Origin of the sequence: Rhizobium sp. PP-CC-3G-465 (assembly GCF_004343445.1) — a bacterium.
GTDB lineage: Bacteria > Pseudomonadota > Alphaproteobacteria > Rhizobiales > Rhizobiaceae > Ferranicluibacter > Ferranicluibacter rubi.
On sequence record NZ_SLYH01000001.1, the window covers coordinates 2,012,476 to 2,037,113 of the forward strand.

32 protein-coding genes, 2 tRNA genes and 1 pseudogene are annotated in these 24,638 nt (G+C 62.2%); 20 read left to right on the forward strand and 15 right to left on the reverse strand.

Annotated features, from left to right (window positions below; genetic code table 11):
* Positions 1-40: 40 nt before the first annotated feature.
* The 9 genes from cheD to C8J33_RS09555 form a co-directional block, all read right to left on the reverse strand.
* Positions 41-595 carry a chemoreceptor glutamine deamidase CheD gene (gene cheD / locus C8J33_RS09515; protein ID WP_062470351.1) on the reverse strand — a complete coding sequence of 185 codons (555 nt, stop codon included), beginning with the start codon at positions 593-595 and terminating at the stop codon, positions 41-43.
* Positions 592-981 carry a response regulator gene (locus tag C8J33_RS09520; RefSeq protein ID WP_062470356.1) on the reverse strand — a complete coding sequence of 130 codons (390 nt, stop codon included), beginning with the start codon at positions 979-981 and terminating at the stop codon, positions 592-594. The genes cheD and C8J33_RS09520 overlap by 4 nt, the downstream gene beginning before the upstream one ends.
* Positions 982-2,043, reverse strand: coding sequence for a protein-glutamate methylesterase/protein-glutamine glutaminase (locus tag C8J33_RS09525; RefSeq protein WP_110800036.1), 1,062 nt, complete (start codon positions 2,041-2,043; stop codon positions 982-984).
* Positions 2,040-2,948, reverse strand: coding sequence for a protein-glutamate O-methyltransferase (locus C8J33_RS09530; RefSeq protein WP_132446206.1), 909 nt, complete (start codon positions 2,946-2,948; stop codon positions 2,040-2,042). Before C8J33_RS09530 ends, C8J33_RS09525 begins: the two co-directional genes overlap by 4 nt.
* Positions 2,945-3,412, reverse strand: coding sequence for a chemotaxis protein CheW (locus C8J33_RS09535; protein WP_110800038.1), 468 nt, complete (start codon positions 3,410-3,412; stop codon positions 2,945-2,947). Before C8J33_RS09535 ends, C8J33_RS09530 begins: the two co-directional genes overlap by 4 nt.
* A 3-nt stretch (positions 3,413-3,415) precedes the next feature.
* Positions 3,416-5,719 carry a chemotaxis protein CheA gene (locus C8J33_RS09540; protein WP_132663869.1) on the reverse strand — a complete coding sequence of 768 codons (2,304 nt, stop codon included), beginning with the start codon at positions 5,717-5,719 and terminating at the stop codon, positions 3,416-3,418.
* Positions 5,720-5,743: 24 nt separating this feature from the next.
* Positions 5,744-6,109 (reverse strand): chemotaxis response regulator CheY1, encoded by a 366-nt coding sequence (gene cheY1 / locus C8J33_RS09545; RefSeq protein ID WP_062470377.1) that lies wholly within the window; start codon positions 6,107-6,109, stop codon positions 5,744-5,746.
* 2 nt (positions 6,110-6,111) lie between these two features.
* On the reverse strand, positions 6,112-6,405 hold the full coding sequence (locus C8J33_RS09550) for an STAS domain-containing protein (RefSeq protein WP_132446202.1): 294 nt from the start codon (positions 6,403-6,405) through the stop codon (positions 6,112-6,114).
* Positions 6,406-6,532: 127 nt separating this feature from the next.
* The gene (locus tag C8J33_RS09555; protein ID WP_132663871.1) at positions 6,533-8,170 is read right to left on the reverse strand and encodes a methyl-accepting chemotaxis protein; all 1,638 of its coding nucleotides are present in this window, start codon (positions 8,168-8,170) and stop codon (positions 6,533-6,535) included.
* Positions 8,171-8,906: 736 nt separating this feature from the next.
* On the opposite strand from C8J33_RS09555, the gene C8J33_RS09560 reads away from it, so the two are divergent.
* The 4 genes from C8J33_RS09560 (at position 8,907) to C8J33_RS09575 (ending at position 10,506) form a co-directional block, all read left to right on the forward strand.
* Positions 8,907-9,161 (forward strand): GlsB/YeaQ/YmgE family stress response membrane protein, encoded by a 255-nt coding sequence (locus C8J33_RS09560; protein ID WP_092932100.1) that lies wholly within the window; start codon positions 8,907-8,909, stop codon positions 9,159-9,161.
* A gap of 12 nt (positions 9,162-9,173) precedes the next feature.
* On the forward strand, positions 9,174-9,362 hold the full coding sequence (locus C8J33_RS09565) for a hypothetical protein (protein WP_110727004.1): 189 nt from the start codon (positions 9,174-9,176) through the stop codon (positions 9,360-9,362).
* Between the two features lie 108 nt (positions 9,363-9,470).
* Positions 9,471-9,935, forward strand: a complete 465-nt coding sequence (locus C8J33_RS09570) for a YbaK/EbsC family protein (protein WP_132663873.1) — start codon at positions 9,471-9,473, stop codon at positions 9,933-9,935.
* 181 nt (positions 9,936-10,116) lie between these two features.
* Complete coding sequence (locus C8J33_RS09575; protein ID WP_132446195.1) at positions 10,117-10,506, forward strand: DUF930 domain-containing protein; 390 nt, start codon at positions 10,117-10,119, stop codon at positions 10,504-10,506.
* Between the two features lie 41 nt (positions 10,507-10,547).
* Here C8J33_RS09575 and C8J33_RS27795 read toward each other — a convergent pair whose 3' ends face one another.
* Complete coding sequence (locus C8J33_RS27795; protein ID WP_280953116.1) at positions 10,548-10,682, reverse strand: hypothetical protein; 135 nt, start codon at positions 10,680-10,682, stop codon at positions 10,548-10,550.
* A gap of 235 nt (positions 10,683-10,917) precedes the next feature.
* Between C8J33_RS27795 and C8J33_RS09580 the strand changes: the two genes are divergently transcribed.
* From C8J33_RS09580 to C8J33_RS09595, 4 genes are all read left to right on the forward strand, one after another.
* Positions 10,918-11,454 carry a sigma-70 family RNA polymerase sigma factor gene (locus tag C8J33_RS09580; protein WP_092986559.1) on the forward strand — a complete coding sequence of 179 codons (537 nt, stop codon included), beginning with the start codon at positions 10,918-10,920 and terminating at the stop codon, positions 11,452-11,454.
* Complete coding sequence (locus tag C8J33_RS09585) at positions 11,441-12,226, forward strand: anti-sigma factor family protein (protein WP_132663875.1); 786 nt, start codon at positions 11,441-11,443, stop codon at positions 12,224-12,226. Before C8J33_RS09580 ends, C8J33_RS09585 begins: the two co-directional genes overlap by 14 nt.
* Positions 12,227-12,286: 60 nt before the next feature.
* Positions 12,287-13,003 carry a Bax inhibitor-1/YccA family protein gene (locus tag C8J33_RS09590; RefSeq protein ID WP_110800045.1) on the forward strand — a complete coding sequence of 239 codons (717 nt, stop codon included), beginning with the start codon at positions 12,287-12,289 and terminating at the stop codon, positions 13,001-13,003.
* Positions 13,004-13,104: 101 nt separating this feature from the next.
* A complete protein-coding gene (locus C8J33_RS09595; RefSeq protein ID WP_132663877.1) occupies positions 13,105-13,743 on the forward strand; it encodes a DUF2076 domain-containing protein in 639 nt (212 codons plus the stop codon).
* 189 nt (positions 13,744-13,932) lie between these two features.
* Here the strand turns inward: C8J33_RS09595 and C8J33_RS09600 are convergent.
* Positions 13,933-14,007: transfer RNA gene (locus C8J33_RS09600), tRNA-Thr, on the reverse strand.
* Positions 14,008-14,260: 253 nt separating this feature from the next.
* On the opposite strand from C8J33_RS09600, the gene C8J33_RS09605 reads away from it, so the two are divergent.
* From C8J33_RS09605 to C8J33_RS09650, 10 genes and pseudogenes are all read left to right on the forward strand, one after another.
* Positions 14,261-14,494, forward strand: coding sequence for a hypothetical protein (locus C8J33_RS09605; protein WP_132446187.1), 234 nt, complete (start codon positions 14,261-14,263; stop codon positions 14,492-14,494).
* A gap of 309 nt (positions 14,495-14,803) precedes the next feature.
* The gene (gene murA / locus C8J33_RS09610; RefSeq protein ID WP_132663879.1) at positions 14,804-16,096 is read left to right on the forward strand and encodes a UDP-N-acetylglucosamine 1-carboxyvinyltransferase; all 1,293 of its coding nucleotides are present in this window, start codon (positions 14,804-14,806) and stop codon (positions 16,094-16,096) included.
* A 137-nt stretch (positions 16,097-16,233) separates the two neighbouring features.
* On the forward strand, positions 16,234-16,689 hold the full coding sequence (locus C8J33_RS09615; protein WP_110800048.1) for a DUF2948 family protein: 456 nt from the start codon (positions 16,234-16,236) through the stop codon (positions 16,687-16,689).
* 123 nt (positions 16,690-16,812) lie between these two features.
* Positions 16,813-18,117 carry a histidinol dehydrogenase gene (gene hisD / locus C8J33_RS09620; protein ID WP_132663881.1) on the forward strand — a complete coding sequence of 435 codons (1,305 nt, stop codon included), beginning with the start codon at positions 16,813-16,815 and terminating at the stop codon, positions 18,115-18,117.
* Complete coding sequence (locus tag C8J33_RS09625; RefSeq protein ID WP_110800050.1) at positions 18,114-18,590, forward strand: UPF0262 family protein; 477 nt, start codon at positions 18,114-18,116, stop codon at positions 18,588-18,590. The genes hisD and C8J33_RS09625 overlap by 4 nt, the downstream gene beginning before the upstream one ends.
* Before the next feature lie 3 nt (positions 18,591-18,593).
* Positions 18,594-19,070 (forward strand): low molecular weight phosphatase family protein, encoded by a 477-nt coding sequence (locus C8J33_RS09630; protein WP_110727022.1) that lies wholly within the window; start codon positions 18,594-18,596, stop codon positions 19,068-19,070.
* Between the two features lie 250 nt (positions 19,071-19,320).
* Positions 19,321-19,539 (forward strand): translation initiation factor IF-1, encoded by a 219-nt coding sequence (gene infA / locus C8J33_RS09635; RefSeq protein WP_004435948.1) that lies wholly within the window; start codon positions 19,321-19,323, stop codon positions 19,537-19,539.
* Positions 19,540-19,804: 265 nt separating this feature from the next.
* Positions 19,805-20,425 (forward strand): Maf-like protein, encoded by a 621-nt coding sequence (locus C8J33_RS09640; RefSeq protein WP_110727023.1) that lies wholly within the window; start codon positions 19,805-19,807, stop codon positions 20,423-20,425.
* 85 nt (positions 20,426-20,510) lie between these two features.
* Positions 20,511-20,723 (forward strand): annotated as a pseudogene (gene yacG / locus C8J33_RS27500) (DNA gyrase inhibitor YacG); the annotation flags it as partial.
* Between the two features lie 338 nt (positions 20,724-21,061).
* Positions 21,062-21,137: transfer RNA gene (locus C8J33_RS09650), tRNA-Phe, on the forward strand.
* A gap of 70 nt (positions 21,138-21,207) precedes the next feature.
* On the opposite strand, the gene C8J33_RS09655 is transcribed toward C8J33_RS09650, so the two are convergent.
* The 4 genes from C8J33_RS09655 to C8J33_RS09670 are packed head-to-tail and all read right to left on the reverse strand — an operon-like array spanning position 21,208 to position 23,348.
* A complete protein-coding gene (locus C8J33_RS09655; protein WP_132663885.1) occupies positions 21,208-22,305 on the reverse strand; it encodes a tyrosine-type recombinase/integrase in 1,098 nt (365 codons plus the stop codon).
* Positions 22,302-22,538 (reverse strand): hypothetical protein, encoded by a 237-nt coding sequence (locus C8J33_RS09660; protein WP_132663887.1) that lies wholly within the window; start codon positions 22,536-22,538, stop codon positions 22,302-22,304. The genes C8J33_RS09655 and C8J33_RS09660 overlap by 4 nt, the downstream gene beginning before the upstream one ends.
* A complete protein-coding gene (locus tag C8J33_RS09665) occupies positions 22,538-23,122 on the reverse strand; it encodes a hypothetical protein (RefSeq protein WP_132663889.1) in 585 nt (194 codons plus the stop codon). Before C8J33_RS09665 ends, C8J33_RS09660 begins: the two co-directional genes overlap by 1 nt.
* Positions 23,123-23,168: 46 nt before the next feature.
* Entirely contained in the window at positions 23,169-23,348 is a 180-nt protein-coding gene (locus C8J33_RS09670) for a hypothetical protein (protein ID WP_132663891.1), read from the reverse strand.
* Positions 23,349-23,483: 135 nt separating this feature from the next.
* Here C8J33_RS09670 and C8J33_RS09675 point away from each other — a divergent pair, with 135 nt between their 5' ends.
* Entirely contained in the window at positions 23,484-23,984 is a 501-nt protein-coding gene (locus tag C8J33_RS09675; protein ID WP_132663892.1) for a hypothetical protein, read from the forward strand.
* 127 nt (positions 23,985-24,111) lie between these two features.
* A complete protein-coding gene (locus tag C8J33_RS09680; RefSeq protein WP_132663894.1) occupies positions 24,112-24,609 on the forward strand; it encodes a hypothetical protein in 498 nt (165 codons plus the stop codon).
* Positions 24,610-24,638: the final 29 nt, after the last annotated feature.

Genomic DNA, 24,638 nt, shown 5'->3' on the forward strand with positions numbered 1-24,638 from the left:
TGATGTCCCCTGACCGCGCGCCGGACGGCGCGGTTGCTGATTAAAAGAATTCGATCGAATTGTCTGCGGGCTTGGGAGCCGGGACCGGGCGCTGCTCCTGGGCCACGGTCTTCTGCGTCTCGACGCCGGTCAGGGCGTATTGACGGGCCCGGCCGGTGACCGGCCAGTATTCCAGCTTGCGGCCGTGCTCGCCGCCCGTGCTCTCGCCGACGATGGGGATACCTTCGTCCTGGAGGAAGCGGCGGGCGAACAGGGCGTTCTGCTCACCGACATTGGAAAAACGTGCAATGGTTTTGGCGCCGCCGAAGATCTTGGCCTCAAGACGGTCGCGCCGCGCGCCTTTCTTGAGAAGTCCGTTGATCAGCAATTCCATGAGATGGACGCCATATCGCGTGGCGTCGCCTCCCGATGACATCGCTTCGGCGGAACCGGGCAGCAGGAAATGGTTGATGCCGCCCACGCCTGCCACGGGATCACGCATGCAGGCAGCCACACAGGAGCCGAGAATCGTCGAAAGAACCACGTCCGGGTCCGTGACGACCTTGTACTCGCCCTGGATGACATGCACGCGCTTAACCGCAGCGTCTAAGGTCATTTGAGTGCTCCGAACACGGCTTCGATCGCCGCCCGCATCTTTTCGATGGTGAAGGGTTTGGCCAGGACGTTGTTGGCGCCCAGTGCCGCCGCCTTGGTGACGAGGGCACGGTCGCCCTGAGCCGTCAACATGATGAAGGCGGCCTTCTTGGTTGCCGGATTGGTGCGCACGGCCTGAAGCAGGCCGAGTCCGTCCATCTTCGGCATGTTGAAGTCCGAGATCACGAGATGGTGCGGCTGTTGCGCCATGATCTTGGCGCCCTGCTCGCCATCGGCGGCAACGGTGATCTGCTTGAAGCCGAGCTGCTGGAGCGCTTCGCCCAACAGAAGCCGGCTGGTAACCTGATCGTCGACGATCAGCACTTTGATTTTTTCGGCGATAGACATTTATTCAGTTCCTTCCCTTCGGGTCGCGGCGCATTTCAGAACTTCCTCCCCGATGGAGTTGAGGGGCAGTTGCATTTCGACGGCGCCTATTTCGTAGGCCACCCTCGGCATTCCATAGACCACACAGGTCTTTTCATTCTGGCCGAACGTCCGGGCCCCGGCCTGGCGCATCCGCAGAAGGCCGGAGGCGCCATCGCGCCCCATGCCCGTCAGGATGACGCCAATGCCGTTGCGTCCGGCGAGATCCGCCACAGAATCGAATAGAACGTCCACGGACGGGCGATGTCCGTTGACAGGCTCCCGGTCGATCAGCCGGCAGGTCGGTGCCGACGGATTGACCACCTGGAGGTGACGATCGCCCCCTGGGGCAAGGTAGATCTTGCCGATCTCAAGCCTGGCGCCGTCGACAGCCTCTTCGACCGTCGGGGCGCAGAGCCGGTTGAGACGTTCCGAAAAGCTCTTCGTGAAGGTGACCGGCATGTGCTGGGTGATCACCGTCGGCGGGCAGTTCTTCGGAAACTTCTGCAAGACGTTGATCAGGGCCTCCACCCCCCCGGTGGAGGACCCGATGGCGATGATCCGGCGGGCGGCCCGGTAGTCGACCGCCGTCGCATTGGTGTTCGCGGCACTCGGTGCGGCGACCTTGTTGCCGGATATGATGAACTTGCGCTGCGAGCGCGCCGCCGCCTTCACCTTTTCGGCAAGGTCGGCGAAGGGGTGCAGATCGCCCGGCAAAGGCTTGCCGACGCAGTCGAAAGCGCCGATCTCGAGCGCCGCGACCGAGGCTTCCGCACCCTTGTGCGTCAGCGTGGAGACCATGATGACGGGCATCGGGCGCAGCCGCATGATCTTCTCGAGGAATTCGAGACCGTTCATGTTGGGCATCTCGATGTCGAGCGTGACGACGTCGGGATTGAGATCCTTGATAGCCTGGCGCGCCTGCATGGCATCGGCCGCCTGACCGACCACGTTGACGGCGGGATCGGCATTCAGGATGGCCGTGATGAGACCGCGCATGGTGGCGCTGTCATCGACGACGAGGACGCGAGCGGGCGCGGTCATGAGCGGCCTCCCCCGTGCTTGCCGGTATAGCGGTAGGCGGTGATGCCGATATTGTCGAACACGGCCTTGGCATCGCCTGAGACGCGTTCGGAGTGACCGATATAGAGGTGCCCTCCCCCATCCAGCATCGTCGAGAACCGCGACCAGATCTTCATCTGCGTCGGCTCGTCGAAGTAGATGACGACGTTGCGGCAGAAGATCACGTCGAACGGACCCTTGAACGGCCACTGCGCCATCAGGTTCAGTTCGTTGAAGGTGATGAGCCGCTTGACCTTGTCGTCGATCTGCCACTTCTCGCGGCCGTTGACCGAGGTCTGCGAAAAGAACTGCTTGCGCATCTGCGGTGTAACCGTTTCCAGCGCGTTGATGTCGTAGGCACCGGCCCGGGCGATCGCGAGGATCTTCGGGTCGATATCGGTCGCCAACACGCGGATGTCGTATTCTGCCGCATTGGGCAGGACCGACAGGATGGTCAGCGCGATCGAATAGGGCTCCTGCCCGTCGGAACAGGCGGCAGACCAGATGCGTACGCGACCGCCGGCCTTAGCACGCGCGATCAGTCCCGGCAGGACCGTGTCGCGCAGATGTTCGAAATGGTGGTTCTCGCGGAAGAACCGCGTGAAATTGGTGGTGAGGTGCGAGAGCATATCCCGGCGCTCGGCGGCACCGGCTGGGGACGACACGAGGTTGCAGTACTCGCGGAAGCCACCGAGCCCAAGATTGCGGATGTGTTTCGACAGGCGCGAATAGACGAGCGAGGCCTTGGTCTCGTTCAGATAGATGCCGGCATCAGCATAGATCATCGCTGCGATCTCGGAAAGATCGCGGCGCGTCAGCGGATATTCTCCGCTGGCCAGGCACTCGTCGGGCGACGCTTTCGTGTCGAAGGCGGCCATTCTGCTCATGCGGCTTCGCTTTCGGTGTGAGGGAAGACGGCGTCCAGTTCGATCAGGCAGATCATGCGCTTCTCGATGGCCAGAATGCCGCGGGCAAAGGTTCGCTCGAAGTCGGAACTGACATCGGGCGTCGGCTGTATGTTGTCATTCGTCACGCTCAGTATGTCGGACACCGCCTCGACCAGCAGCCCGACGATCCTCTGTCCGGACTGAGCGACGATGATGACATGCCGAACGGTCGGTTCGGCCGGGTTCATTCCGAGGCGCGCTGCCAGATCGATGATCGGCAGGACCGCGCCCCGAAGGTTGATGACGCCGAGCATGTAGCCCGGCGCATGTGGCATCGACGTCGCAGGCGTCCAGCCACGGATCTCGCGCACCGACATGATATCGACGCAGAACTCCTGGTCGCCGATCCTGAAGGCGATCAGTTCGCGGGCACCGCTGGTCATGGTGTTTGCGAGCGTCGTCATGGCTTATCCCACAGCGGACAGGGCTGATTCCAGCCTGAGGGGCTGGCCGCGGGAGGCGGCAACCACAGCGTCCACATCCAGGATCAGGGCCACGCGGCCGTCACCGAGAATGGTCGCCGCGGCGATGCCGGGCACGTGTGTGTAGTTCGCCTCCAAGCTCTTGATCACGACCTGACGCTGACCCTGGATCGCATCGACCATCAGCGCGCGCTGACCGCCACCTTCCGATTCCACCAGCAGCGCCACGCCCTCGACGGGATTGGCCTGCGTGGCGCGGAAGTTGAGGATCCGGCCGACATCGACCAGCGGGCAGAAGGAGTTCCGGATCGAGATCAGGCGCTGTGTCGCACCGAAGGAATGGATCGAGGCGGCATCCGGCTGCAGCGTTTCGACGATGGCCGTCAGCGGCACGACCAGCGTCTGGTTGGCGACCGTGACCACCATGCCGTCTAGCACGGCCAGCGTCAGCGGCAGGCTCATGGTGAAGACGGAGCCCTGGCCGGGCTTCGACGAGATGTTGATACGTCCGCCGAGCGCCTGGATGGAGCGCTTGACCACGTCCATGCCGACGCCGCGGCCGGAAAGGTCGGAGACCTTCTCGGCGGTCGAGAAGCCGGCGTGGAAGATCAGGTTGTCGATTTCCTCGTCCGACAGGTTGGCGTCGGCCGCGATCAGGTCGTTGTCGATCGCCTTCTGGCGGACGCGTTCGCGGTTGATGCCGGCGCCGTCGTCGGCAAGTTCGATGATGATGCGGCCCGAGCGGTGCTTGGCGGTCAGGCGAACGGTGCCTTCCGGGTTCTTGCCGAGCGCGATGCGCTTCTCCGGCATTTCCAGGCCGTGATCGACCGCGTTGCGGATCATATGCGTCAGCGGCTCGGCGAGCTTGTCGATGACGGTCTTGTCGACTTCGGTGTTCTCGCCCTCGGTGACCAGGCGCACCGACTTGCCGGTGATATCGGCGATTTCGCGCACGGTACGGGCCATGCGCTGGAAGACAGGCTTCACCGGCTGGGCGCGGATGGCCATGACCGAGTCCTGGATCTCTCGGGTGAGCTGCTGCAGCTCTTCGAGGCCCATATTGATCGACGACGTGCCGTTGGCGTCGTTCTCGATGACGCTCTGCGACAGCATCGCCTGGTTGATGACGAGCTCGCCCACGAGGTTGATCAGGCGGTCGACGCGATCGAGATCGACGCGGATCGTCTGGCCTGCGGCTGCGGCCTGCTGCGCACTGGCAGCGTTTGCAGCGGGCGCCTGCTTCGCATCGGCAGCCTTGGCGGCGGCGCTGGCAAGGTTGAGGACGTTGCTGGCGGTTTCGAGAGCCGTGATCGTGGCTTCGCGCTCGCCGGCGGCGATCTGTTCTTCTTCCTCGACCACGCCGAGGGGATGTTCATGCTCCTCGTCTAGGATCGACAGATCGAAGGGTACGGCCTGCATCGGGGCGTCGCCTTCGACCGCGACCGGCTGCTCGCCTTCGGCAAGCTCGGCCACAGAGAGTTCGCAGTCCCATTCGGCAAATTCGAACACGCCGCGGATCGCATCTTCGCCCTTGTCGGTGCGAAGCGAGATCTTCCACGAGAAGTAGGCGTCTTCCGGGTTCAGGCCATCGAGCGACGGCAGGCTGTCCATGTCGCAAAGAATGCTCATCTCGCCGAGACGGGAGAGATCGCGCAGGAGCAGCGTCGCCTCGTTGCCCTTGCGATAGAGATCGGCGTTCGGCTTGAAGGAGATCTCGAAGGTCGGCATCGCAGCCGGTTCGGCAACGGCGTCGTCACCGAAATCGTCGAACGAGAAGGCGACGGGCACGAAGCCCTGGTCATTGGTTGCGGCTGGAGCCGGAGCCGGAGCGGCCGGCGACGGCTTGGCGGCTGCGGGCTTGGCGGCAGCCTTGGCCACGGGAGCCTCTGCGGCTCCCGGGAGGGGCGTGCCGTGGGCCAGTGCTTCGAGTTCGCGGATCAGCTGCTTGGAGCGCGCTTCATCCACACTGCCGCCGTCGCGGGCGCAGTTGGTCAGGTCGGCCAGGACGTCGGCCGACTTGAGCATGACTTTCAGAACCTCCTGCGTGGGTTCCAGCTTGTTGGAGCGAACGCAATCCAGTGTCGTTTCGAACACGTGAGCGAACGAGACCAGATCATCCAGCCCGAAGGCGCCCGCGCCACCCTTGATGGAGTGAACGGCACGAAAGACCGCATTAACCGTCTCCGGATCGCGATCCCCGTCATTTAAACGAAGGAGACCGGATTCCAGTTCTGCGAGCTGTTCTTCACATTCCTGGAAGAAGATCTCTTTGATTTCATTCATATCCATAGCTGGAATCCTGGCGAGGGTTTTTTAAGCGGTTACGCGCTCGATGGCGTCGATCAGCTTTGTCGGATCGAAGGGCTTGACGATCCAGCCGGTCGCTCCGGCCTGACGGGCGCGGTTCTTCTTTTCCGCGTCGCTTTCCGTGGTCAGGACCAGGATCGGGATGGCACGGTACTTCTCGTTGCGGCGGACGCCCTCGATGAAACCGAAGCCGTCGAGGCGGGGCATGTTGATGTCGGTGACGATGACATCGGGATTACAGTCTTCGAGGACTTCGAGACCTTCGATGCCATCTTCGGCCTGAATGGTTTCGAAACCGGCATTGTTGAGCGTCACGAGGAGCATATTCCGGATCGTCCGGCTATCGTCCACGGTGAGAACCTTCTTCTTCATTTTCAGATCTCCTTAGCCATCAGATGGTCGACATTGACCCCGATGAGCTGCGTCGTTTTGGTGAAAGCGTCCGACACCTTGGAAATGGTGAAGGCGTGTTTGTCCTCTTCCCAGCTTTTGGCACCGGCCATCAGCACCTGGACGCAGAGCGCTCCGACCCGCTCCACGGCCGAAGCATCGACCACGATGTTGCTGCCGCGCATCTCCGTCAGCTTGCGATGAAGGACGCTGGCCTCGTTGAGGTCGAGGACCGGCGCGAGATTGAGCGTCTTCGATGCGGCTTTCTTTGGGGCCATCACGGCGCCTTTCCTTGTGTCACCTGGAGGAGATTGACCTGTCGAACGAAACCGTCCGCATTGCGATGGCCGGCAGGACCGGTGTCACGCAGGCGGAACGGGCATGGACGCAGAGCCGGGAACATCGTCATGATCGCCCCCATGCCGACACGCGCCCGAAGGCGATGTCGTCCTCGTCTTCGAGAAAAGCCTCCGCCCTCGCCACCTGCGCAGGCAGAGCCTGTCGCGGCGGCGTGGCGGCGGCCATCATCTTGTCTGCCGCGCGTGCGCCCGTGTTTGCAGGGCGCAGCGTGAAGCGGCGAATGGTTTCGCCAAGCTCGATCGTCACCATGCGCGCCGTCTGACCGGCAGCCGCCGTGCGTTCGGCATCGCTGGTGAGACCTGCAAGCGCGCGGCCGGAGCGGCCGATCTCGGTGCGCAGGTCTTCGAGGCTGGACAGATCCTCACCCGACTGCCGGGCGATACCTGTGATGGCGGACTGGATGCCGTGAACCTGCTCGACGATGCTGCCGATGGCGGCCTGCGTGCGGCCGACCCGTTCGACGCCGGCATCGACCTGAGCCTTCGTGCCCGTGACGAGCTGCTTGATCTCGCGGGCCGCATCGCCGGAACGCTGGGCGAGCGCCCGGACTTCCTGGGCGACGACCGCAAAGCCGCGACCGCTTTCGCCGGCGCGTGCAGCTTCGATACCGGCATTCAGCGCAAGGAGATTGGTCTGGAAGGCGATCTCGTCGATGACGCCGATGATCTGACCGATCTTCTCGGCGGAGGATTCGATGTCGGCCATGGCCGCAATCGCAAGACCGGCGATCTCGCCGCTGCGCTCGACGGAATGTCCCGTCGCAGCAACGGCCTTTTCAGCCGCGGAGCTTTCCCGTGCACTGTCGCGAACTCTGATAACGAGGGCTTCCAGCCGTTCGGCAACCGAATCCAGCGCCGCCGCTTCGGATTGCGCGGCCGATCCAAGACGCTCGGTTCCCGCGGTCATCGTCTCGCTGGCCGTAGCCGAGGAGGAGATCCCGGCGTCCAGATTGCGCAGGTTCGATTCGATCGCGTCGAGGGCGGCATCCAGTGAGCGGGCAAGCGGCACGGCCGCTTCCGGCACGTCGGCCGGGGTTCGCGCAGAGACGTCGCCCGCGGCCAGCGCCTCGGCGATACCGGTGAAGGCTGCGAGCAACTCGGCTTCCGACGTCGCGCGCGTTTCCGCCAGCTGGCGCTGGTGGGTCTGGCGCTGTTCGTTGAAGCGAAGGGTGACGCCGATTTCCGTATCGACGAAAACGGTGCGGATGAGGGCGGAGATAAGGTCCGTCAGTTCCTGCTGCTTGCCCTTGCCGGTCGCCAGCATGGATTTCGGCCAGAACGCCTCGATGGCGGAGACGATCAGCCGCTCGAGGATGACGCCGTGGCCGGCGATCTGCCAGCGGGGGTCGAGGCCCATGCGGCTTTCCGCATCGGCCAGCACCTTGACGCGCTCGGCATAGAGACTGTCGAACCGCGCATCCGTCAACACGCCCCAATGAGAGGCGTGGAGGTCGTGCAGCCGGTCGATCTGACGATCGCTGGAGAAATGGCGCGAGGCTTCGGGGAAGGTCTGAAGGCGCTGGAAAAGATCGCGCAGCGCGAGATCGACCTGCGGCTGGAGGGCCTGGCGATGACGGCGCAGGATGTCGGTTTCGCTGGAATCCAGCCCGGCAAACCGCAGGCGCTCGACCAGGCTTCCTGCCTGCGCCCTCCGGTTCTGGTCTGCCACGGCTTCCTGTCCCACGTTTGTCCCCGGTCCCGGTATGTCTCCCGTCAGGGCCGGTGACCATCACCGCCTGCCGAATGAAATGAGAATGTGCGCCCGATGGCGCCATATGATGCCTGCTTGTCCGAGAACGGAGCACAGGCCCCGTTAACGTCACATACCGGGTTGGGACCGGCTCGTCGGATCGGCATCATGCCCGGGAGGGGATTAAGGGGTCCCCGCTTCGACGTGTAGGGACCATGTTTATGGTTAATTCCTTGCTTGAAAGTTAACGCCACCTCCCTAATCCACAGAACGCTGAAAGATCGTGCCGGAAAGGGCGCAAACGCCTGTCGGCACAGGTTTTCATCCCCCATTCCTCGCAATTGTGGCCGTGGTCTCGCGCGCATAGAAAGAGGACACTTCCGGCGCGACACCCAGCTGCCCGGCGACCGCGTCTTGGACGGCGCGATGAGGTCGTTCCGGCATCGTGCGCGTCTTCCAGGGAAGGATCCAGCGGACATCATGATGATGACGCGAAAAGGAAACGGGCAATGATTGTTCTCGGACTGAGCGCCACCCTCATCGCATGCCTGACGCTCGTTGCCATCTCCGTCCTTCTCAACATCGACGACGGCCGGGTCGCGCTTCCCTCGCGCATCCTCTGAGCCGTCTTCGGGACAGTCTTCATCTCAACATTTCCTGTTGCTGAAGATCTAACCCGGCGCGCGCGCTGCCCTATCTCCTGGTTCATCCATTCGGAAAGGAACCATCCATGGGTATCGAAAGCATTCTCATCTTCCTCCTGATCGGCGCAGTAGCCGGTTGGCTTGCCGGCCTCATCGTGTCCGGCTTCGGCTTTGGCCTGTTCGGCAACATCATCGTCGGCATCATCGGCGCCTTCATCGCAGGCTGGCTGTTCCCGCGTCTCGGTTTCGTGATCGGCGGCGGCATTCTCGCGGCCATCATCCATGCGACCCTTGGCGCGATCATCCTGCTCGTGCTCATCCGCGTGATCAAACGAGCCTGAGGAAGAGGCATCATGTCCAGCACGACAGACCCCAAAATCGAAGCCGCCCTCGCGTCGTTCATTTCCGACCATCCGGAGATCAACAGCCGCGACGCGGCCATCGCCGCCATTCTCGAGAACTGGTTTACAAGCCACGGCTACCTGCCGCACGGTCAGGAGGGCACGCGCCCGGAAGACCTTGACGCAACAAACGACGACTGAAAAAATCGGCGACAGCAATGCTGGAGGCGGGCTCAACGGCCCGCCTTTTCGTTTCAGCACGTGACACGGGCTGGCAACCGACGAACCTTTCAGAGAGCGGACAGCCTCATGAGCCTTTCCTCCGTGACCGCCTTCCTGGCCGAGAAGGCACCCGACCTCAAGGTCATCGTTCTCGACGAGAGCACGGCGACCGTTGCCATGGCGGCGGCGGCACATCGCGTCGTGCCGGCGCAGATCGCCAAGACACTGGCGCTCCGGGTCGCAGACGCGGTGATCCTGATCGTCACGGGCGGTGAAGCGCGCATCGACAACAAGAAATTCAAGGCGCGGTTCGGCACCAAAGCCCGGATGCTCGACCTTTCCGAAGTGGAAGCAGAGACGAGCCATCCGGTGGGCGGCGTCTGCCCTTTCGGTCTGCCAAAGCCGCTTGCGGTCTATTGCGACGTCTCGCTGCGCGCCTTCGACATCGTCGTGCCGGCGGCGGGCGCCACCAATGCCGCCGTGCGAATTTCACCCGAACGCATGGCCGACATAACCGGAGCGGAGTGGATCGACGTGACCGCCTCGACATAAATCGGGCGGATTGCGGAGGCTCGTGAAAAGACCTTTCGAAACAACGGGTAATGCCATTGCGCGTGCGTCATTTCATACGCACATTCGAGCCGACCGCTGCCCCCGCCTTGTTTCAGCCATCGAATGGCCAAGAAAATTGCCTTGAAGCGGCGGTTCCGACCGATAGTGAGAGAATCAACGCATGAACAGGATTGCCTTGTCGGCTCTGCTGGCGGCATGCACCGCCACCTCGGCTGCCGCCATGGATCAGACGCTCGTTCGCCAGTTCCAGAAACTCGATCCCGCCACACGGCTGGAGCAGCGCTGCGATACGGAAGCGATGGAGCGCATCAACAAGGACAAGACGCAGTACCGGCCCGACAAGGTCATCGCCTACGCGTTCGGCGATCCGGTGACGGCCACCAACACCATCACCGCGCCCGGCGCCGTCTTCCGCAGCCAGGGAGAATGGTATCGGCTGAAATTCCGCTGCACCACCGGCCCTGATCACATCGATGTGCGATCGTTCAAATATGAGATCGGCAGCCAGATCCCGCATGATGCCTGGGAGAGGCACTATCTATATCCCTGAGGTTCGATGATCTCCCGTCTTGGGAGGCCGTCGATAGAACCCTACAGGAAAGCCCAGAGACCGAGAACCGTCAGGACGGCAAGGAACGCCATGGTGTTCAACAGCGTGCGCATCATATGTGTGGCCATGTTCAACTCCTCCCTCAGCGCGGCCGATGCCTCTGCATGCCGCGCCATTTCTCCCGATCGACTTATCGCGTTTCCGGAACGGCCTCCTCCTAGGCCTCTCCATTTCCAAGTGCCGAGGCCCCTGATTTCGTGAGCATATCATCGACGCGTTAATAAACCTCATGACAGAGGTGTGAACCGCTGTCCATTAGCGGATGCGAAGATTCCGTCGCGGAATCTCGCGCTTGCGAAAAATATTTCGGAAGGCATGGAATAGAGCGCCATCGCCATGCGTATATCTCACATGGACGACAGGAAAAGCCCCTTCGATGTCATCGGCCAGCTCGGCGCTCTCAGGCGTTATGCCCGTTCGCTCGTACGCAATCCCGACGATGCCGAGGATCTGGTGCAGGACGCACTGATGCGCGCCTATGAGCGCCGGCCGACCTTTCGTCAGGGTGCGAACCTGCGGACCTGGCTGATGTCCGTCCTTCACAACACGCATATCGACAGCCTGCGCCGCAAGCGCTCGCAGACGCGGCGCGTGGAGGAAGCGGCTCTGCTTTCGCAAGGCCTGCATCATGGCGGTGCGGAAGATGTCGTTCGTCTCGGGCAATTGCGCGAGGCGTTCTTCAGCCTTCCCGAAGAGCAGCGCGCCGCGCTCCATCTCGTCGCCATCGACGAGATGTCCTACCAGGACGCCGCGCGCGTTCTCGATATTCCCGTGGGGACACTGATGTCGCGCCTTTCCCGCGCGCGGGCCCGCCTGCGCGCCTTCGAGGAAGATCGCACGCCGACCCACCTCAAGATCGTTGGAGGCACCGACAATGACCATGGCTGACCCGATCCTCGACAGCGACCTCGATGCCTATGTGGACAACCAGCTGACGCCGCAGCGCCGGCTTCAGGTCGAGGCGCATCTGGCGCAGAACCCGGAGTCCGCTGCCCGGGTGATGGGTGATCTGCATCTGCGCGGCGAGCTGCGTCTGTCGCTGCTGGCGACCGTCGATCCCGGCGGCACGCGGCAAACCCGGGATGCGGCGCGCCGGCTGGAAAGCGGCCTGCACTTTCCCCGCGTCAGTCAGCAGCTGCAGAAGGTGGCGGCGGTTACCCTTCTCGTGGGTGCCGGCTGGGTTGCCAGCACGAGCTTCGGTCCGTTCCAGGTGACCGAGGTCGTGGCATCCGAGCCGCCACCCGCGCATGTTGAAGAGGCCGTTCGCGCCCACCGCACGGCGGAGATCCGCGAGACCATGACATCGCAGCCGGAGGTGCAGACCTACGACCGCGAGGACATTCGCGCGGCGACGGCGATCATCATGCCGGCCCTGCCCGAAAGCTGGACCGTGGTGGACGTTCAGGTGTTCCCCTCACGCTTCGGCCCGAGCGTCGAGCTTGCGATCCGCACGCCGGACAAGGAGCAGATGTCGCTCTTTGCCGTGCGCCCCGGGGCGTTCTCGGTGCGGCCTGTCAAGACCTACGCCATCGACGGCATCGAGGCGGCGGACTGGCAGATCGGCGACGTGGCCTATGCGCTGGTGGCCGCGCCCGGTGGCACCACAGGCGAGGCCAAGCTGGCGCAGACGGCGGAGCGCCTGTCTAAAACCCTTTACTGACCTCTGGCCCGCCCGGCGCCAGAGCCATTCACACTTTCTCATCTATCAAGGAGAACCTCGATGAGCTTCAGCAATCCCGGCCCCCGTTACGGCGCAACGGCGCAAAGCGGCGCCTTCCTCGACCAGGCCCTGCGCCAGCACATGCTGCGGGTGTACAACTATATGGGCCTCGGCCTCGTGGTCACCGGCCTCGTCGCCTTCATCGTCGGGACGACACCGGCGCTCTACGTGCCGATCTTCCAGACGCCCCTGAAGTGGGTCGTCATGCTGGCACCGCTCGGCTTCGTGCTGTTCCTGTCGTTCCGCCTGCAGACCATGTCGGCCGGCGCGGCACAGGCGATGTTCTGGGCGTTCTGCGCCGTCATGGGCCTGTCGCTCGCGTCCGTGTTCCTCGTATTCACCGGAACGAGCATCGCGCGCACCTTCTTCATCGCCGCGACCATGTTCGGCGCGACAAGCCTTTACGGCTACGTGACGAAGGCCGACCTGTCGAAGATGGGCTCGTTCCTGATGATGGGCCTGATCGGCGTCGTCATCGCCTCGGTCGTCAATATCTTCCTCGGCTCGTCGGCCCTGCAGTTCGCCATCTCGGTGATCGGCATCGTCGTCTTCGTCGGCCTGACCGCCTACGACACGCAGAACATCAAGTCACAGTTCGCCGAGAACATGGACCAGGAATCGCAGCAGAAGCTCGCCGTCTTCGGCGCCCTGTCGCTGTACCTGAACTTCGTCAACATCTTCCAGCTCCTGCTGAACTTCACCGGCGAGCGCGAATAGTCGACATATCTTCCCTTCCGGCCTCGATGGCCGGGAGGGCCCTATCCGACCAGACCCCTGCAACAACCCTGTTGCGTATGAGATCACGGAGACACATCACCATGGACAGCAATGACCGCCAGGCGATCGACGGGCTTTTCTCCCGCATTGCCGAGGTCGAGCGCCAATCCGGCCAGCTCGATCAGGAGGCCAATGCCTTCATCGGCCAGAAGATCGCGGCCCAGCCGACGGCCCCTTACCTGATGGCGCAGACCATCGTGGTGCAGGATCAGGCCCTTGCCGCAGCCGAGCAGCGCATCCAGGAACTGGAGCGCCAGTCCTCAAGCCGCTCCTCCGGCGGGCTGTTTTCCAGCCTGTTCGGCGGTGGGAGCCAGGCCACCCCTGCCCGCCGCGCGGCACCCGCCGCCGTCTACGGACAGCAAGCGCCGCAGCAAGGCGCCTACGGCCAAACCGGCACGGCCATGGGCCAGCCGTCGGCCGGCCAGCCTAACGGCCAGCCGAATAGCCCCTGGGGCAACCAGGGTGCCGCCCAGCAGGGCCAGCGCAGCGGCGGCGGCTTCCTGCAGGGTGCCGCCCAGACCGCCATGGGCGTCGCCGGAGGCATGCTGCTCGGCAGCGCCATCGGCAGCATGTTCTCCGGCAACGAAGCCAACGCGGCGGAAACGCCGGCTGAAGCGGAAGCTCCGGCGGAAGATGTCGGTGCGGATATGGGCGACGACATGGGCGATATAGATTTCTGATCGCCTGAAACAGCTCGAGAAGAATGAGAAAGAGCCGGTCAAAAGCCGGCTCTTTTTTTGCGTGATCACCGTCGTCGGTGAGGCCGCAGACGTGTTCAGGGGCTGACTCGACACCTGAAATGGTGGGGTCGTCCGCGGCACACGGCTTCGGTAGGCCTGGATTTTGTTTGATCAGTTCGTCGGGGAGAATGGTGCTGCTAGAGAGATTTGAACTCTCGGCCTCTCCCTTACCAAGGGAGTGCTCTACCCCTGAGCTATAGCAGCACTGAAGACAGCGGCGGCGTGTTGGCGACCGTGTCGGAGCGAGGGCCTATTGCCATAGGTTTTCGGGGAGCGCAAGGCGGATGGTGCGGTTTTCTTGTGTTTGGTCGGATTTGAATGACAGCAAGGCAGGACGCGGGTTTCGCGCGGCGTGGTGATTTCGTAGGAAGGCTGCTTGGTAAAGCAGTGATAGGTAGCCTTGGTACCATCGATCGTTCAGTGCAGGCGATAACGTGAGGCAAAGAGGAGCGACGGGATGAGTGAGGCGGAGCGGCAGGCGCAGGCTCGGCGGGAACGGGCGGCGCGGACGCTGCGGGAGAACCTTCAGCGCCGCAAGCAGCAGGGGCGTGCCCGGCGGGCGGGCGATGCCGACGAGGCCGTGGGGCTGCCGGCGGCCGGCGGTGAGGCATCCCGTGATGCGGCTTCGACGACCGAGGGCGACCTTCCTGTCGGAGACATTGGTTCGGCCGATGACACGGTGGAAAAATAGAAGGGAAGGCATTCTCGACGCAAACCGAATCGGGTCGCGTTGCCGATATCGCGTGCGAAACGGCGAGCGATGCTTATCGCGATTGTTGAGCAAACCGGCATCCTGCCGTAAATCCGGACGAATCCTTGAGATAATAGCGCGCGGCACCCTTCTTTTAGGGCTCCAGCATTGGCGATACACCCGCTTGCGCCTCGGCGTTCTGCGGGTCGCTTCTCATTTGCCGTGGCTTGCTTTATGGAAGCCGTCTTTCCTGCCGACGAACGGCACATCTATCATTCAGGGGCTCCATAGCCCTGACGAGGACCGATCATGGATCGCATCAGAATTACCGGTGGCAACGAGCTTCACGGGATCATCCCGATTTCCGGCGCCAAAAACGCCGCCTTGCCGCTGATGATCGCATCGCTCCTGACGGACGACACGCTGACGCTGGAAAACGTGCCGCATCTGGCCGATGTCGAGCAGCTGATCCGCATCCTCGGTAATCACGGCGCCGATATTTCGGTCAATGGCCGGCGCGAGCGGCAGGGCGAAAGCTATGCCCGCACGATCCACTTCACCTGCCGCAACATCGTCGATACCACGGCACCCTATGAGCTGGTCTCCAAAATGCGGGCGAGCTTCTGGGTCATCGGCCCGCTTCTGGCACGCGAGGGCAGAGCCCGCGTATCGCTGCCGGGCGGCTGCGCCATCGGCACGCGGCCGGTCGACCTGTTCATCGAGGGCCTAGCGGCGCTCGGTGCGAACATCGAGATCGACAGCGGCTATATCAATGCGACGGCGCCGACCGGCGGCCTCATCGGTGCGCGCTATGTGTTTCCGAAAGTCTCCGTCGGCGCGACGCACGTCATGATGATGGCAGCAACGCTTGCCAATGGCACGACGACGATCGGCAATGCTGCGCGCGAGCCGGAAGTGGTCGATCTTGCGAACTGCCTCAATGCCATGGGCGCGAAGGTTACGGGCGCCGGCACCTCCACCATCACCATCGAAGGCGTCACCTCCCTTTCGGGCGCGCGCCACCGGGTTCTGCCCGACCGCATCGAAACCGGCACGTACGCCATGGCCGTGGCCATGACCGGCGGCGATGTGATCCTGGAAGGGACCGATGCGAGCCTGCTCGATACGGCGCTGGAAGCGATCCGCCGCGCCGGCGCGGAGATCACGCCGACGGAAACCGGCATCCGGGTCTACCGCAATGGCGGCGGCATCAAGCCGGTGGATGTGGTCACAGACCCCTTCCCCGGCTTCCCGACCGACCTGCAGGCGCAGTTCATGGGCCTGATGACGCGCTCCAACGGCGTTTCGCACATCACCGAGACGATCTTCGAGAACCGTTTCATGCATGTGCAGGAACTCGCCCGCCTCGGCGCACGCATCACGCTCTCCGGGCAGACGGCGAAGATCGAGGGCGTGCCGCGCCTCAAAGGTGCACCGGTCATGGCGACCGACCTTCGTGCCTCCGTATCGCTCGTCATCGCCGGCCTCGTGGCCGAAGGCGATACGACCGTCTCGCGCGTCTACCATCTCGATCGCGGCTTCGAGCGGCTGGAAGAAAAGCTGACCCGCTGCGGCGCCATCGTCGAGCGCGTCACCGACTGATGCGATCCCGGTCGCGGCCCATTGCGCAAGCACCTGTTGCGCAAGGCCCGTTGCGCAAGGATGAGCCGCGACCTATCTCTGCTACAGGACCACGGAACCCGATGGCCCGGCAGGCAGAACCGCACAGGTAGGATCGCATGGACACATTGAAGCTCATGGCGCTGGACGCGCAGGACCTCGAGATCGTCTCCGCTCATGTGCAGGATGCGGTCTTCAAGGTCGAGGGCATCTCTTATGCGCCGCGAACCGGCACCTTTGCCCTGGTGGTGAACCGCTTCGTCTGGGAAAAGACGGTTGATGGAAAAACCGGCACCGCAGACAAGAAGACGAATGAGCGCCGCCGCGCCGTGATCGGTTTTCACCGGGTGACATCGGTGCGCTCCATCGGCTTTTCGCGAACGGACACGGATGCCGTGCTCTCGCTGCTCGCCCTGCGGTTCGAGCCGAACGGCGAAGGCCCGGATGGCGTGCTGGAACTGGTGTTGGCCGGCGACGCGACGATCGCGCTGAATGTGGAATGTATCGAGGTACAGCTTGCGGATACGGGCGGGGCGTGGGAAACCGCTTTCAGGCCTCACCATCCGGAAAGCTGAGACGATGCCGGCCGGCGCTTGACGGGAAAACGGCCTATCCGGCTGCCGACTCGACCGGCGTCTTTGCTCATGGCATGCCCGCATCCTGATACGATTTCCGCCGACACGAAGGATAAAGACCCAGTGGCCATTCGCCTCGATCATCGCGCTTCCGATTTCGAGGCCGCTTTTGCGGCTTTTCTCACCACCAAGCGGGAGGTGTCCGAAGATGTCGACCTCGCCGTGCGCCGGATCATCGCCGACGTGCGCGAGCGGGGCGATGTGGCGCTCGCCGAATATACGCTGAAGTGGGACAAGCTCGACCTCTCCACCACGCCCATGACCGTGACAGCCGAAGAGATTGACGCCGCCATCGAATCCGTGCCCTCCGAAGTGCTGGGCGCACTGAAGGTCGCAGCCGTGCGGATCGAGGCGCACCATTCCCGCCAGCTGCCGAAGGACGACATCTATACCGATGCCATGGGTGTCGGTCTCGGCTCGCGCTGGACCCCGATCGATGCCGTCGGCCTCTATGTCCCCGGGGGAACCGCGAGCTATCCGAGCTCCGTGCTGATGAACGCTTTGCCGGCCAAGGTCGCGGGCGTTCCGCGCGTGGTCATGGTGGTGCCGGCACTGGCCGGAAACATCAATCCCGCCGTGCTGGCTGCGGCCCGCATGGCTGGCGTGTCGGAGATCTACCGGATCGGCGGCGCCCAGGCCATCGCGGCGCTTGCCTACGGCACGGCCACCATCGCGCCGGTCGCCAAGATCATGGGGCCCGGCAATGCCTATGTCGCGGCGGCCAAGCGGCAGGTGTTCGGCACTGTCGGCATCGACATGATCGCCGGTCCTTCCGAAGTCCTCGTCATCGCAGACAAGGACAACGATCCCGACTGGATTGCGGCCGATCTGCTGGCGCAGGCCGAGCATGATCCGGGCGCGCAGTCGATCCTCATCACCGACGACGTCGATTTCGCCGATGCGGTCGAGCGCGCGGTCGAGCGGCAACTCGTCACGCTTCCCCGGGCCGAGACGGCACGCAGCAGCTGGCGCGACTTCGGCGCGATCATTCTGGTCGAGGACCTCTCTACCGCGCCGGATCTCGCCAACCGGATTGCCGCCGAGCACCTCGAGCTGGCGCTGACTGACGCCGATGCGATGATCCCGCAGATCCGCAATGCTGGGGCGATCTTCGTCGGGCGCTACACGCCCGAGGTCATCGGCGACTATGTCGGCGGCTCCAACCATGTCCTTCCCACGGCCCGTTCGGCACGCTTTTCCTCCGGCCTCGGCGTGCTCGACTATATGAAGCGCACCTCGATCCTCCGGCTCGGGCCGGACGAGCTGCGCGACCTCGGCCCCGCCGCCATCGCGCTTGCCCGCGCGGAAGGGCTGGAGGCGCATGCGCGCTCCGTCGCGATCCGGCTCAATCTCGGAGAGGCGGGATGAGCCAGCTGCCCGCCTTTCGCCTATGCGACGTGGTGCTGGACGAGACGATCGGCCGCTCGACGCCCGATGTGGAGCATGAGCGGGCGGTTGCGATCTTCGACCTGATCGAAGAGAACAGTTTCGAGCCGATCGGTCATGATGGCGGGCCCTACCGGCTGAAACTGTCGCTGATGGACAGCAAGCTCGTGCTCGTCGTGACCACGGAGGCCGGTGGCGACGTCATCACCCATATCCTGTCGCTGACGCCGTTCAGGCGGATCGTGCGAGATTACTTCATGATCTGCGAGAGCTATTACGAGGCGATCCGTAGCTCGACACCGAGCCAGATCGAGGCGATCGACATGGGCCGGCGCGGCATTCACAACGAGGGCTCGCAAACGCTGATGGATCGCCTCTCGGGCAAGATCAAGCTCGACTTTGATACGGCGCGCCGGCTCTTCACCCTCGTCTGCGTGCTCTACTGGCGGGGATAGGCGATGGCGCCGGGGCTTGAACCGCGAGACGACGGCGCCAGTCCACCCCGGTCGGTGCTGTTCATGTGCGGCATGAATGCCATTCGCTCGCCCATGGCCGAGGTGCTGGCGAAGGCGCTGCTACCGCCCGGTACCTATATCGCATCCGCCGGCGTAAAGACCGGCGAACGCGACCCCTTCGTCGATGTCGTGTTGGACGAGCTGGGCCTGACCGCCGGACGCCACGAGCCGCATACGCTGGACCAGCTCGAGGACGATTATTTCGACATGATCGTTACCCTCGCCCCGGAAGCCCATCACACCGCGCTGGAACTGACCCGCTCCATGGCCGTGGATGTGGAATACTGGCCGACGGCGGACCCGACGGCCACCCGCGGCACGCGCGACCAGATCCTTGCGGCCTATCGCGACGTCCGCGACCATCTGGAAACGCTCATCCGGCATCGTTTGCTTGGACAATCGCCGCGCAAGATGCCATAGAGCGGGTCACGCGCAGCCGCGCATGCGAGGACAACCGTTCTCCGGCGGCCGCACGGACCCTCGTCGACGCCATCGTGCCCGGCCTGCAGCGTCGAAAGACGCCGTTTTGCTGTTGCCGAACCCCGGTTGCTGACGGAAAGATCGAAAACCGGAACGCCGCTGTTCACAAACGGACGGTGATTGTGTAGTTTCCGGCAAATTTTTTAAAGAGGCCCAGTGCCTTCATGAAACTCGGAAAGACAAATCGTCAATGGCGAAAGAAGAAGTCCTCGAATTCCCGGGCGTCGTAACCGAACTGCTCCCCAATGCGACGTTCCGCGTCAAGCTGGAGAACGAACACGAAATCATCGCCCACACCGCCGGCCGCATGCGCAAGAACCGCATCCGCGTTCTCGCCGGCGACAAGGTGCTGGTGGAAATGACCCCCTACGACCTGACCAAGGGCCGCATCACCTACCGCTTCAAGTAAAGCGGGCAGCACAAGCAGGGCAAGCACCGCTGGCCGCGGAATAGCTGCCGTTTACGGCGGTTCGGTCGCAATCGAGCGGTAGCCCGGCTTTCCATGGTGCCCGCGAGGGGATGCCTCTAAGACGCTCCGTTTCCTTGCGAACGCCGTTTCGACGCAAATGTCGACTGCACCACACCGGTCCGCAACGTAACCTGCCGCAGGTGCTCGTGCCTGGAAACCGGTTCCGGTCAAGATCCTTGCGGAGAGATCCGGGAAACGACAGACGATGGCACACGATCAGACGCTTATCCTGGCATCCGGCTCGCCGCGCCGCGTCGAGCTGCTCGCCCAAGTGGGCATCGAGCCCAAACGCCTGATGCCGATGGATCTCGACGAGACCCCGCGGCGCACCGAGCATCCGCGCTCGCTTGCCTGGCGGCTTTCCGCCGAAAAGGCCCGTGCGGCCACGGCGGCGCTGAAGGGCATGGACGAGGCACGCGGCGCATATCTGCTGGCAGCCGATACCGTCGTCAGCGTCGGCCGGCGTATTCTCCAGAAGCCCGAGAGCGTCAGTGAGGCCACGGCGGCGCTGACCCTTCTCTCCGGCCGCAGCCACCGCGTCTATACCGGCATCTGCCTCATCACGCCGGATGGTTCCGTGCGTCAGAAGGTCGTGGACACGAAGGTCCGCTTCCGCCGCCTGACCTCGCACGACATCGAAAGCTACCTCGCCTCCGGCCAGTGGCGCGGCAAGGCGGGCGGCTATGCTATCCAGGGCATTGCCGGCAGCTTCGTCGTGAAACTCGTCGGCTCCTACACCAATGTCGTCGGCCTGCCCCTGACCGAAACCGTTGCCCTCCTCTCCGGCGAGGGCTTCAACGTGCATGACGCCTGGCTCGAAGGATGACACCATGAGCAACGATACCCCCAAGTCCCCCCGCGGCTCCAAGCCTGCCAACGACACTGCAAACGCCGCCGGCACCACATCGGCCAAACCCGCCTCCAACGTCGCCCCGCTGCGCAAGACCGTGCCCTGCCCCGAATGCGGCCGCCCGTCCCATCGCGAGCACTATCCCTTCTGCTCGAACCGCTGCCGCGACCTCGACCTCAGCCGCTGGCTGACCGGCGCCTACGCCATCCCCGTCTCGCAGGACGAGGACAACCCCGACGACACGCTCCAGAACAGTACGCGCGACGACGAATAGATCGTGGCGCCTGACGAAGATTTTTGCCGCCTTGTGATCGACAGATGCGGGCAGCAATGACGGCCATCCTGTGCCGAATGCATGGCGATTACCCTTCGTGCGCCTTTCCGCCCAGATGATCCGGCGACAGAGACCCGCGCGGCCCAGCCGAACGGCCCTCCCGCGCCCCGAAACAGCCGAAGAACCTGAATTCTATCAACACGTTGATCCCGAAACGCATTTTCTGTCAGAAAAACGCCATCTGGCGCTGGACACCTCCGAACAAGATGTTATAACCCCGCTCGCTTCCCGGGGAAAACCAAAGCCCCACGGTCTGCAAAGACCTTCGAAGCCGGTATGCCCGGATAGCTCAGTTGGTAGAGCAGCGGATTGAAAATCCGCGTGTCGGTGGTTCAAATCCGCCTCCGGGCACCACTCTAAGCCTTTATTGCGCCTACGTTTTTTCATATCCGCATCCAATCTGATATAACCGAGTTTGACAAAATCACAAAGTGGGTTTGACAACTTTCGTTTTGCGTTTGTTCAATTCGGCCTCGAAATCCGTCACAGCGGCCGATGTCTGCTTGGTCATATCAGCGCGCTTCGAGTAGTGCCGCGCCATGGCTTCTGTCGCATGTCCAAGCACGAGCTGGATGGTCCCGTAGTCCTTGCCCATCTCGCGCAGGATCGTCGCCACGGTGTGCCTCAGCCCCTTGAGAGTGAGCCCAGGCTGAACAACGCCCTTTGCCTCAAGATCGGTCTTCAGCTTGTGCCAGTTCGTAGAGAAGCCGTTGTAGGTCCACGGCTTGCCACGGCTGTTGGCGCATAGCGTGATGGCGTCATGTGGCCCTGCCGCCGCCATAGCGGCCTCAACGGGCTCGAAGAGCGGCAGGAACACTTCCTGACCCGTCTTGCCGCGCCTCGTGTCGATCCGGCCATCGCGGATAGCTGTCTTCGGCAGACCCAAGGCGTCCTGAGGATCGAGGCCGTAGAACATCATCAGCGTGAACGGGAGAAGCATATGCTTCGGCATGGCCGCTTGTACGGCGTCGCGCTCAGCGTCCGTCCACGGCCGGTTCGCTGCCGGCGCGCCCTTCTTCTTCCGAATAGCTCGAATGCCGGCCGCTGGATTGTCGGAGACGTGTCCACGCTCCTTGCCCCACGCGAACAGCAACGAGATCACCCGGACGAGATAGTTCGCGAAATGATCCTTCCGCGACGCACGAGCCTTGTCGCGCATCTTGACGATCAGCGGCGAGTTGAAGCGTGACAGAGGCGTGTCCTCGATCGGTCGCAAATACTCAAAGCATTTTTCGTAGTCGGAGATCGTACGCGCTGCCAGATCGCCGCTTGTGAAGGCGCTGGCGCGATAAAGCTTGATCAGCATGCCGAGCGTGCCCGGCTTCGCCTCTACGGCCTTGTGTTGCTCGTTGATGCGATGGACTTCCATGTTGAAGGCCAGCGAGTAGACCTCGAACACGGTGCAGTCGATCTTCTCCCCGGTCTTGCGGTGGTATGCCCGCCAACGGAACGGCGGTTTCTTGTCCTGCTGGATCTTCCAGCCCTTGTAGGGGTTCTGTCGTTTCTCGCGGCCACTTGTCATGTCAGCCTCGCCAGCACGTCGGCGTCCGTGTCCGAGCTGCCGAGCTTTATTCCATCGATCCAGTCATCCAGATCGCGCATATCATGCCGCTCGGAACCGTCCGCGAGTTTCACGGGCGGCACCTTGCAGAGCCGCCCGAACAGTTTCACCGATAACCCGCAGTATTCGGCAGCCTCACGCACCGTAAGCATGCGCCGAGGCGAAACCTTGATATTGAGAGTGGCGCTGGACATCAGCACTCCCCCTTCTTGCAAGGCCCGGCCATTGAGCGAAGAAAAGCTTCGCGCAAATCCTCATCGGCGTTGTCCATAATATCGCCATGAAGCGTGCTGTTGCGAAGAAGCGCTCTAGCCTTTGCGCGCATGCCATCTTCGGTCGTGACGGGGAACTGCGCAAAGGAACGAGCCGCGTGATCCATCGCAATCATTTCTGGATGCCGGTCTATCAACTCGCCCCGGCCGTTGCTGGTTGCCTCCCAGGCAATCCGGTGTTCCTCGTATTGATGAACCATTGCATTCAGTACGCTGACTTCTTTGCCGCCCAGCGAGCAGACCTCGCGAAAATCTGTCAGATCGTGCCGGATGTAATCATTGATCATTCCCGCACAGGCTTCGACGCGAGCCACCGCGAGCCAAAGCATCGCCGATACCCTGTCGCAGCGCACGCGCGCGTTTTGCTCTGTCGGCCTGTCGAGCGAGACAAAATTTTCCAGAGCGATATCTACAAGGTGGAAGAGGTGACTTAAATCCGACTGGATATCGTCCAACGTGATCCGGCTTGCGTCGTCGTCGGTTTTCGTTGTAGTGTTATTCTGCATTTCAGTTTCCTCTCAGGGAATTGATCCAAAGGGGCGATGCTGGTTCTCAGGCCGTAGCATCGCCCTTTGCTTTTTCATCACTTGCCAATCCTTTAGAGATCAGCAACCTCATTGCCTCGGCACGGGAGCGGACGCGGTTGCGAAAGCTCCAATCGTCGACAGCGTTCATTGTCGATTTCTCAATCATCATCTGAAACCGCTCGGTCTTAAGCTCAGATGCGTCCACTTACTGAACCTCCATCACTTCCATCACTAATGGATTTATGGAGAACAGCTCGTTAACTGTCAAGCGACTGACGTAAGTTCCAGCACTTGCGGAACAGATCGTTTTGATTATGTTAACCAAAAATCGGAGCGCGATATGAGTGACGACCCCAAAACCCTGAAATTTCAGCTGATGCTATCTGAAGCGGAAGCTGAGGAGATTGATGACTGGGGTTACAAGAACCGTATCCGCAGCAGGGCCGAGGCCATGAGACGGCTTTGCCAGATCGGGTTGCGAGCAGAAAAGACTATGCTCGAAATCGCTTCTGTAGCGGAGAACGGATCAGCCTGGGCGAAAAAAGCCTTGGATTACAATACAGACGATAGTCTTGATGACCTCGCGGCAGAAGATGCAGCGAGGTTACGGAAAAATGCGGCCCTGTTCGCTTATATGGGAAGCGTCGCAACACGCGTGTCTGCCGACTCTCTTGTTGAAGGCAGCGCGCCATTGAAGATCACAAGAGATTTTTCGGAAGCTATGAAACAAGCCGGGCAAGTGAGCGACGCAACGCTCCGAGATGCCGATCGAGTTATAAAGTTCATTGATGACTTCAAAGAACGCTTTCCGGGCACTGCCTTCCGCCCGCCGGAGGAGTGATCGACACTGCTGAATAATGGCCAACTTGGCCACCTTTTCAGGCACGCAAATTTGCCGACCCGACATCAGCAGCGGACAAATTGTTGGTTTTGAACATAACCGCATAGACCCTTGAGGATCGACCGTGATGGAGCCAGCAGCCGAAGCGAGTATCTGGACCGTTTTACTCCCTGTCCTGATTGGCGGCGTACTGGCGGTCATTGGCGGCGCAGTAGGACCAGCCATTGGTCACATTCTGGTGGCTAGAGAAGCAGCTAGAACTCGACGTCGAGAGCGTCTTGAAGCCCTGCTTGCAGCTGTCATTTCGCAGTCTGATTGGCTGCAAGCGAAGGTGCGTACAACGCTGTTTAGCGAAAATCCCGACATACAAACGCAACCGCTTCCAACTGCAGTTTCTATTGCAACTATATATTTTAGAGATCTCTTGCCAGCTCTACGTACTCTAGAGATTGCATCTCTAGAGTATCAAGGTTGGATAACAACTGCTGGAATAAACCGTTTGGAGAACAAGAAAGCGGAATTTGAAGAAGACTTCAAAACCACCTATGGAGCATACATTAAAGAGGTTGCTAATTTCATGGATGCTGTCGAGAATTACGTAAAAGAACATCCAAGTGAAATTTGACACGTGATTGAAATAGTGACGCTGGCGTC

Bases quoted from the DNA above. Each gene is read 5' to 3' on its own strand.
- cheD (WP_062470351.1), bottom strand. From the start codon at position 595: ATGACCTTAGACGCTGCGGTTAAGCGCGTGCATGTCATCCAGGGCGAG.
- C8J33_RS09520 (WP_062470356.1), bottom strand. From the start codon at position 981: ATGTCTATCGCCGAAAAAATCAAAGTGCTGATCGTCGACGATCAGGTT.
- C8J33_RS09525 (WP_110800036.1), bottom strand. From the start codon at position 2,043: ATGACCGCGCCCGCTCGCGTCCTCGTCGTCGATGACAGCGCCACCATG.
- C8J33_RS09530 (WP_132446206.1), bottom strand. From the start codon at position 2,948: ATGAGCAGAATGGCCGCCTTCGACACGAAAGCGTCGCCCGACGAGTGC.
- C8J33_RS09535 (WP_110800038.1), bottom strand. From the start codon at position 3,412: ATGACGACGCTCGCAAACACCATGACCAGCGGTGCCCGCGAACTGATC.
- C8J33_RS09540 (WP_132663869.1), bottom strand. From the start codon at position 5,719: ATGGATATGAATGAAATCAAAGAGATCTTCTTCCAGGAATGTGAAGAA.
- cheY1 (WP_062470377.1), bottom strand. From the start codon at position 6,109: ATGAAGAAGAAGGTTCTCACCGTGGACGATAGCCGGACGATCCGGAAT.
- C8J33_RS09550 (WP_132446202.1), bottom strand. From the start codon at position 6,405: ATGGCCCCAAAGAAAGCCGCATCGAAGACGCTCAATCTCGCGCCGGTC.
- C8J33_RS09560 (WP_092932100.1), top strand. From the start codon at position 8,907: ATGGGTATCGAAAGCATTCTCATCTTCCTCCTGATCGGCGCAGTAGCC.
- C8J33_RS09565 (WP_110727004.1), top strand. From the start codon at position 9,174: ATGTCCAGCACGACAGACCCCAAAATCGAAGCCGCCCTCGCGTCGTTC.
- C8J33_RS09570 (WP_132663873.1), top strand. From the start codon at position 9,471: ATGAGCCTTTCCTCCGTGACCGCCTTCCTGGCCGAGAAGGCACCCGAC.
- C8J33_RS09575 (WP_132446195.1), top strand. From the start codon at position 10,117: ATGAACAGGATTGCCTTGTCGGCTCTGCTGGCGGCATGCACCGCCACC.
- C8J33_RS27795 (WP_280953116.1), bottom strand. From the start codon at position 10,682: ATGGCGCGGCATGCAGAGGCATCGGCCGCGCTGAGGGAGGAGTTGAAC.
- C8J33_RS09580 (WP_092986559.1), top strand. From the start codon at position 10,918: ATGGACGACAGGAAAAGCCCCTTCGATGTCATCGGCCAGCTCGGCGCT.
- C8J33_RS09585 (WP_132663875.1), top strand. From the start codon at position 11,441: ATGACCATGGCTGACCCGATCCTCGACAGCGACCTCGATGCCTATGTG.
- C8J33_RS09590 (WP_110800045.1), top strand. From the start codon at position 12,287: ATGAGCTTCAGCAATCCCGGCCCCCGTTACGGCGCAACGGCGCAAAGC.
- C8J33_RS09595 (WP_132663877.1), top strand. From the start codon at position 13,105: ATGGACAGCAATGACCGCCAGGCGATCGACGGGCTTTTCTCCCGCATT.
- C8J33_RS09605 (WP_132446187.1), top strand. From the start codon at position 14,261: ATGAGTGAGGCGGAGCGGCAGGCGCAGGCTCGGCGGGAACGGGCGGCG.
- murA (WP_132663879.1), top strand. From the start codon at position 14,804: ATGGATCGCATCAGAATTACCGGTGGCAACGAGCTTCACGGGATCATC.
- C8J33_RS09615 (WP_110800048.1), top strand. From the start codon at position 16,234: ATGGACACATTGAAGCTCATGGCGCTGGACGCGCAGGACCTCGAGATC.
- C8J33_RS09625 (WP_110800050.1), top strand. From the start codon at position 18,114: ATGAGCCAGCTGCCCGCCTTTCGCCTATGCGACGTGGTGCTGGACGAG.
- C8J33_RS09630 (WP_110727022.1), top strand. From the start codon at position 18,594: ATGGCGCCGGGGCTTGAACCGCGAGACGACGGCGCCAGTCCACCCCGG.
- infA (WP_004435948.1), top strand. From the start codon at position 19,321: ATGGCGAAAGAAGAAGTCCTCGAATTCCCGGGCGTCGTAACCGAACTG.
- C8J33_RS09640 (WP_110727023.1), top strand. From the start codon at position 19,805: ATGGCACACGATCAGACGCTTATCCTGGCATCCGGCTCGCCGCGCCGC.
- C8J33_RS09655 (WP_132663885.1), bottom strand. From the start codon at position 22,305: ATGACAAGTGGCCGCGAGAAACGACAGAACCCCTACAAGGGCTGGAAG.
- C8J33_RS09660 (WP_132663887.1), bottom strand. From the start codon at position 22,538: ATGTCCAGCGCCACTCTCAATATCAAGGTTTCGCCTCGGCGCATGCTT.
- C8J33_RS09665 (WP_132663889.1), bottom strand. From the start codon at position 23,122: ATGCAGAATAACACTACAACGAAAACCGACGACGACGCAAGCCGGATC.
- C8J33_RS09675 (WP_132663892.1), top strand. From the start codon at position 23,484: ATGAGTGACGACCCCAAAACCCTGAAATTTCAGCTGATGCTATCTGAA.
- C8J33_RS09680 (WP_132663894.1), top strand. From the start codon at position 24,112: ATGGAGCCAGCAGCCGAAGCGAGTATCTGGACCGTTTTACTCCCTGTC.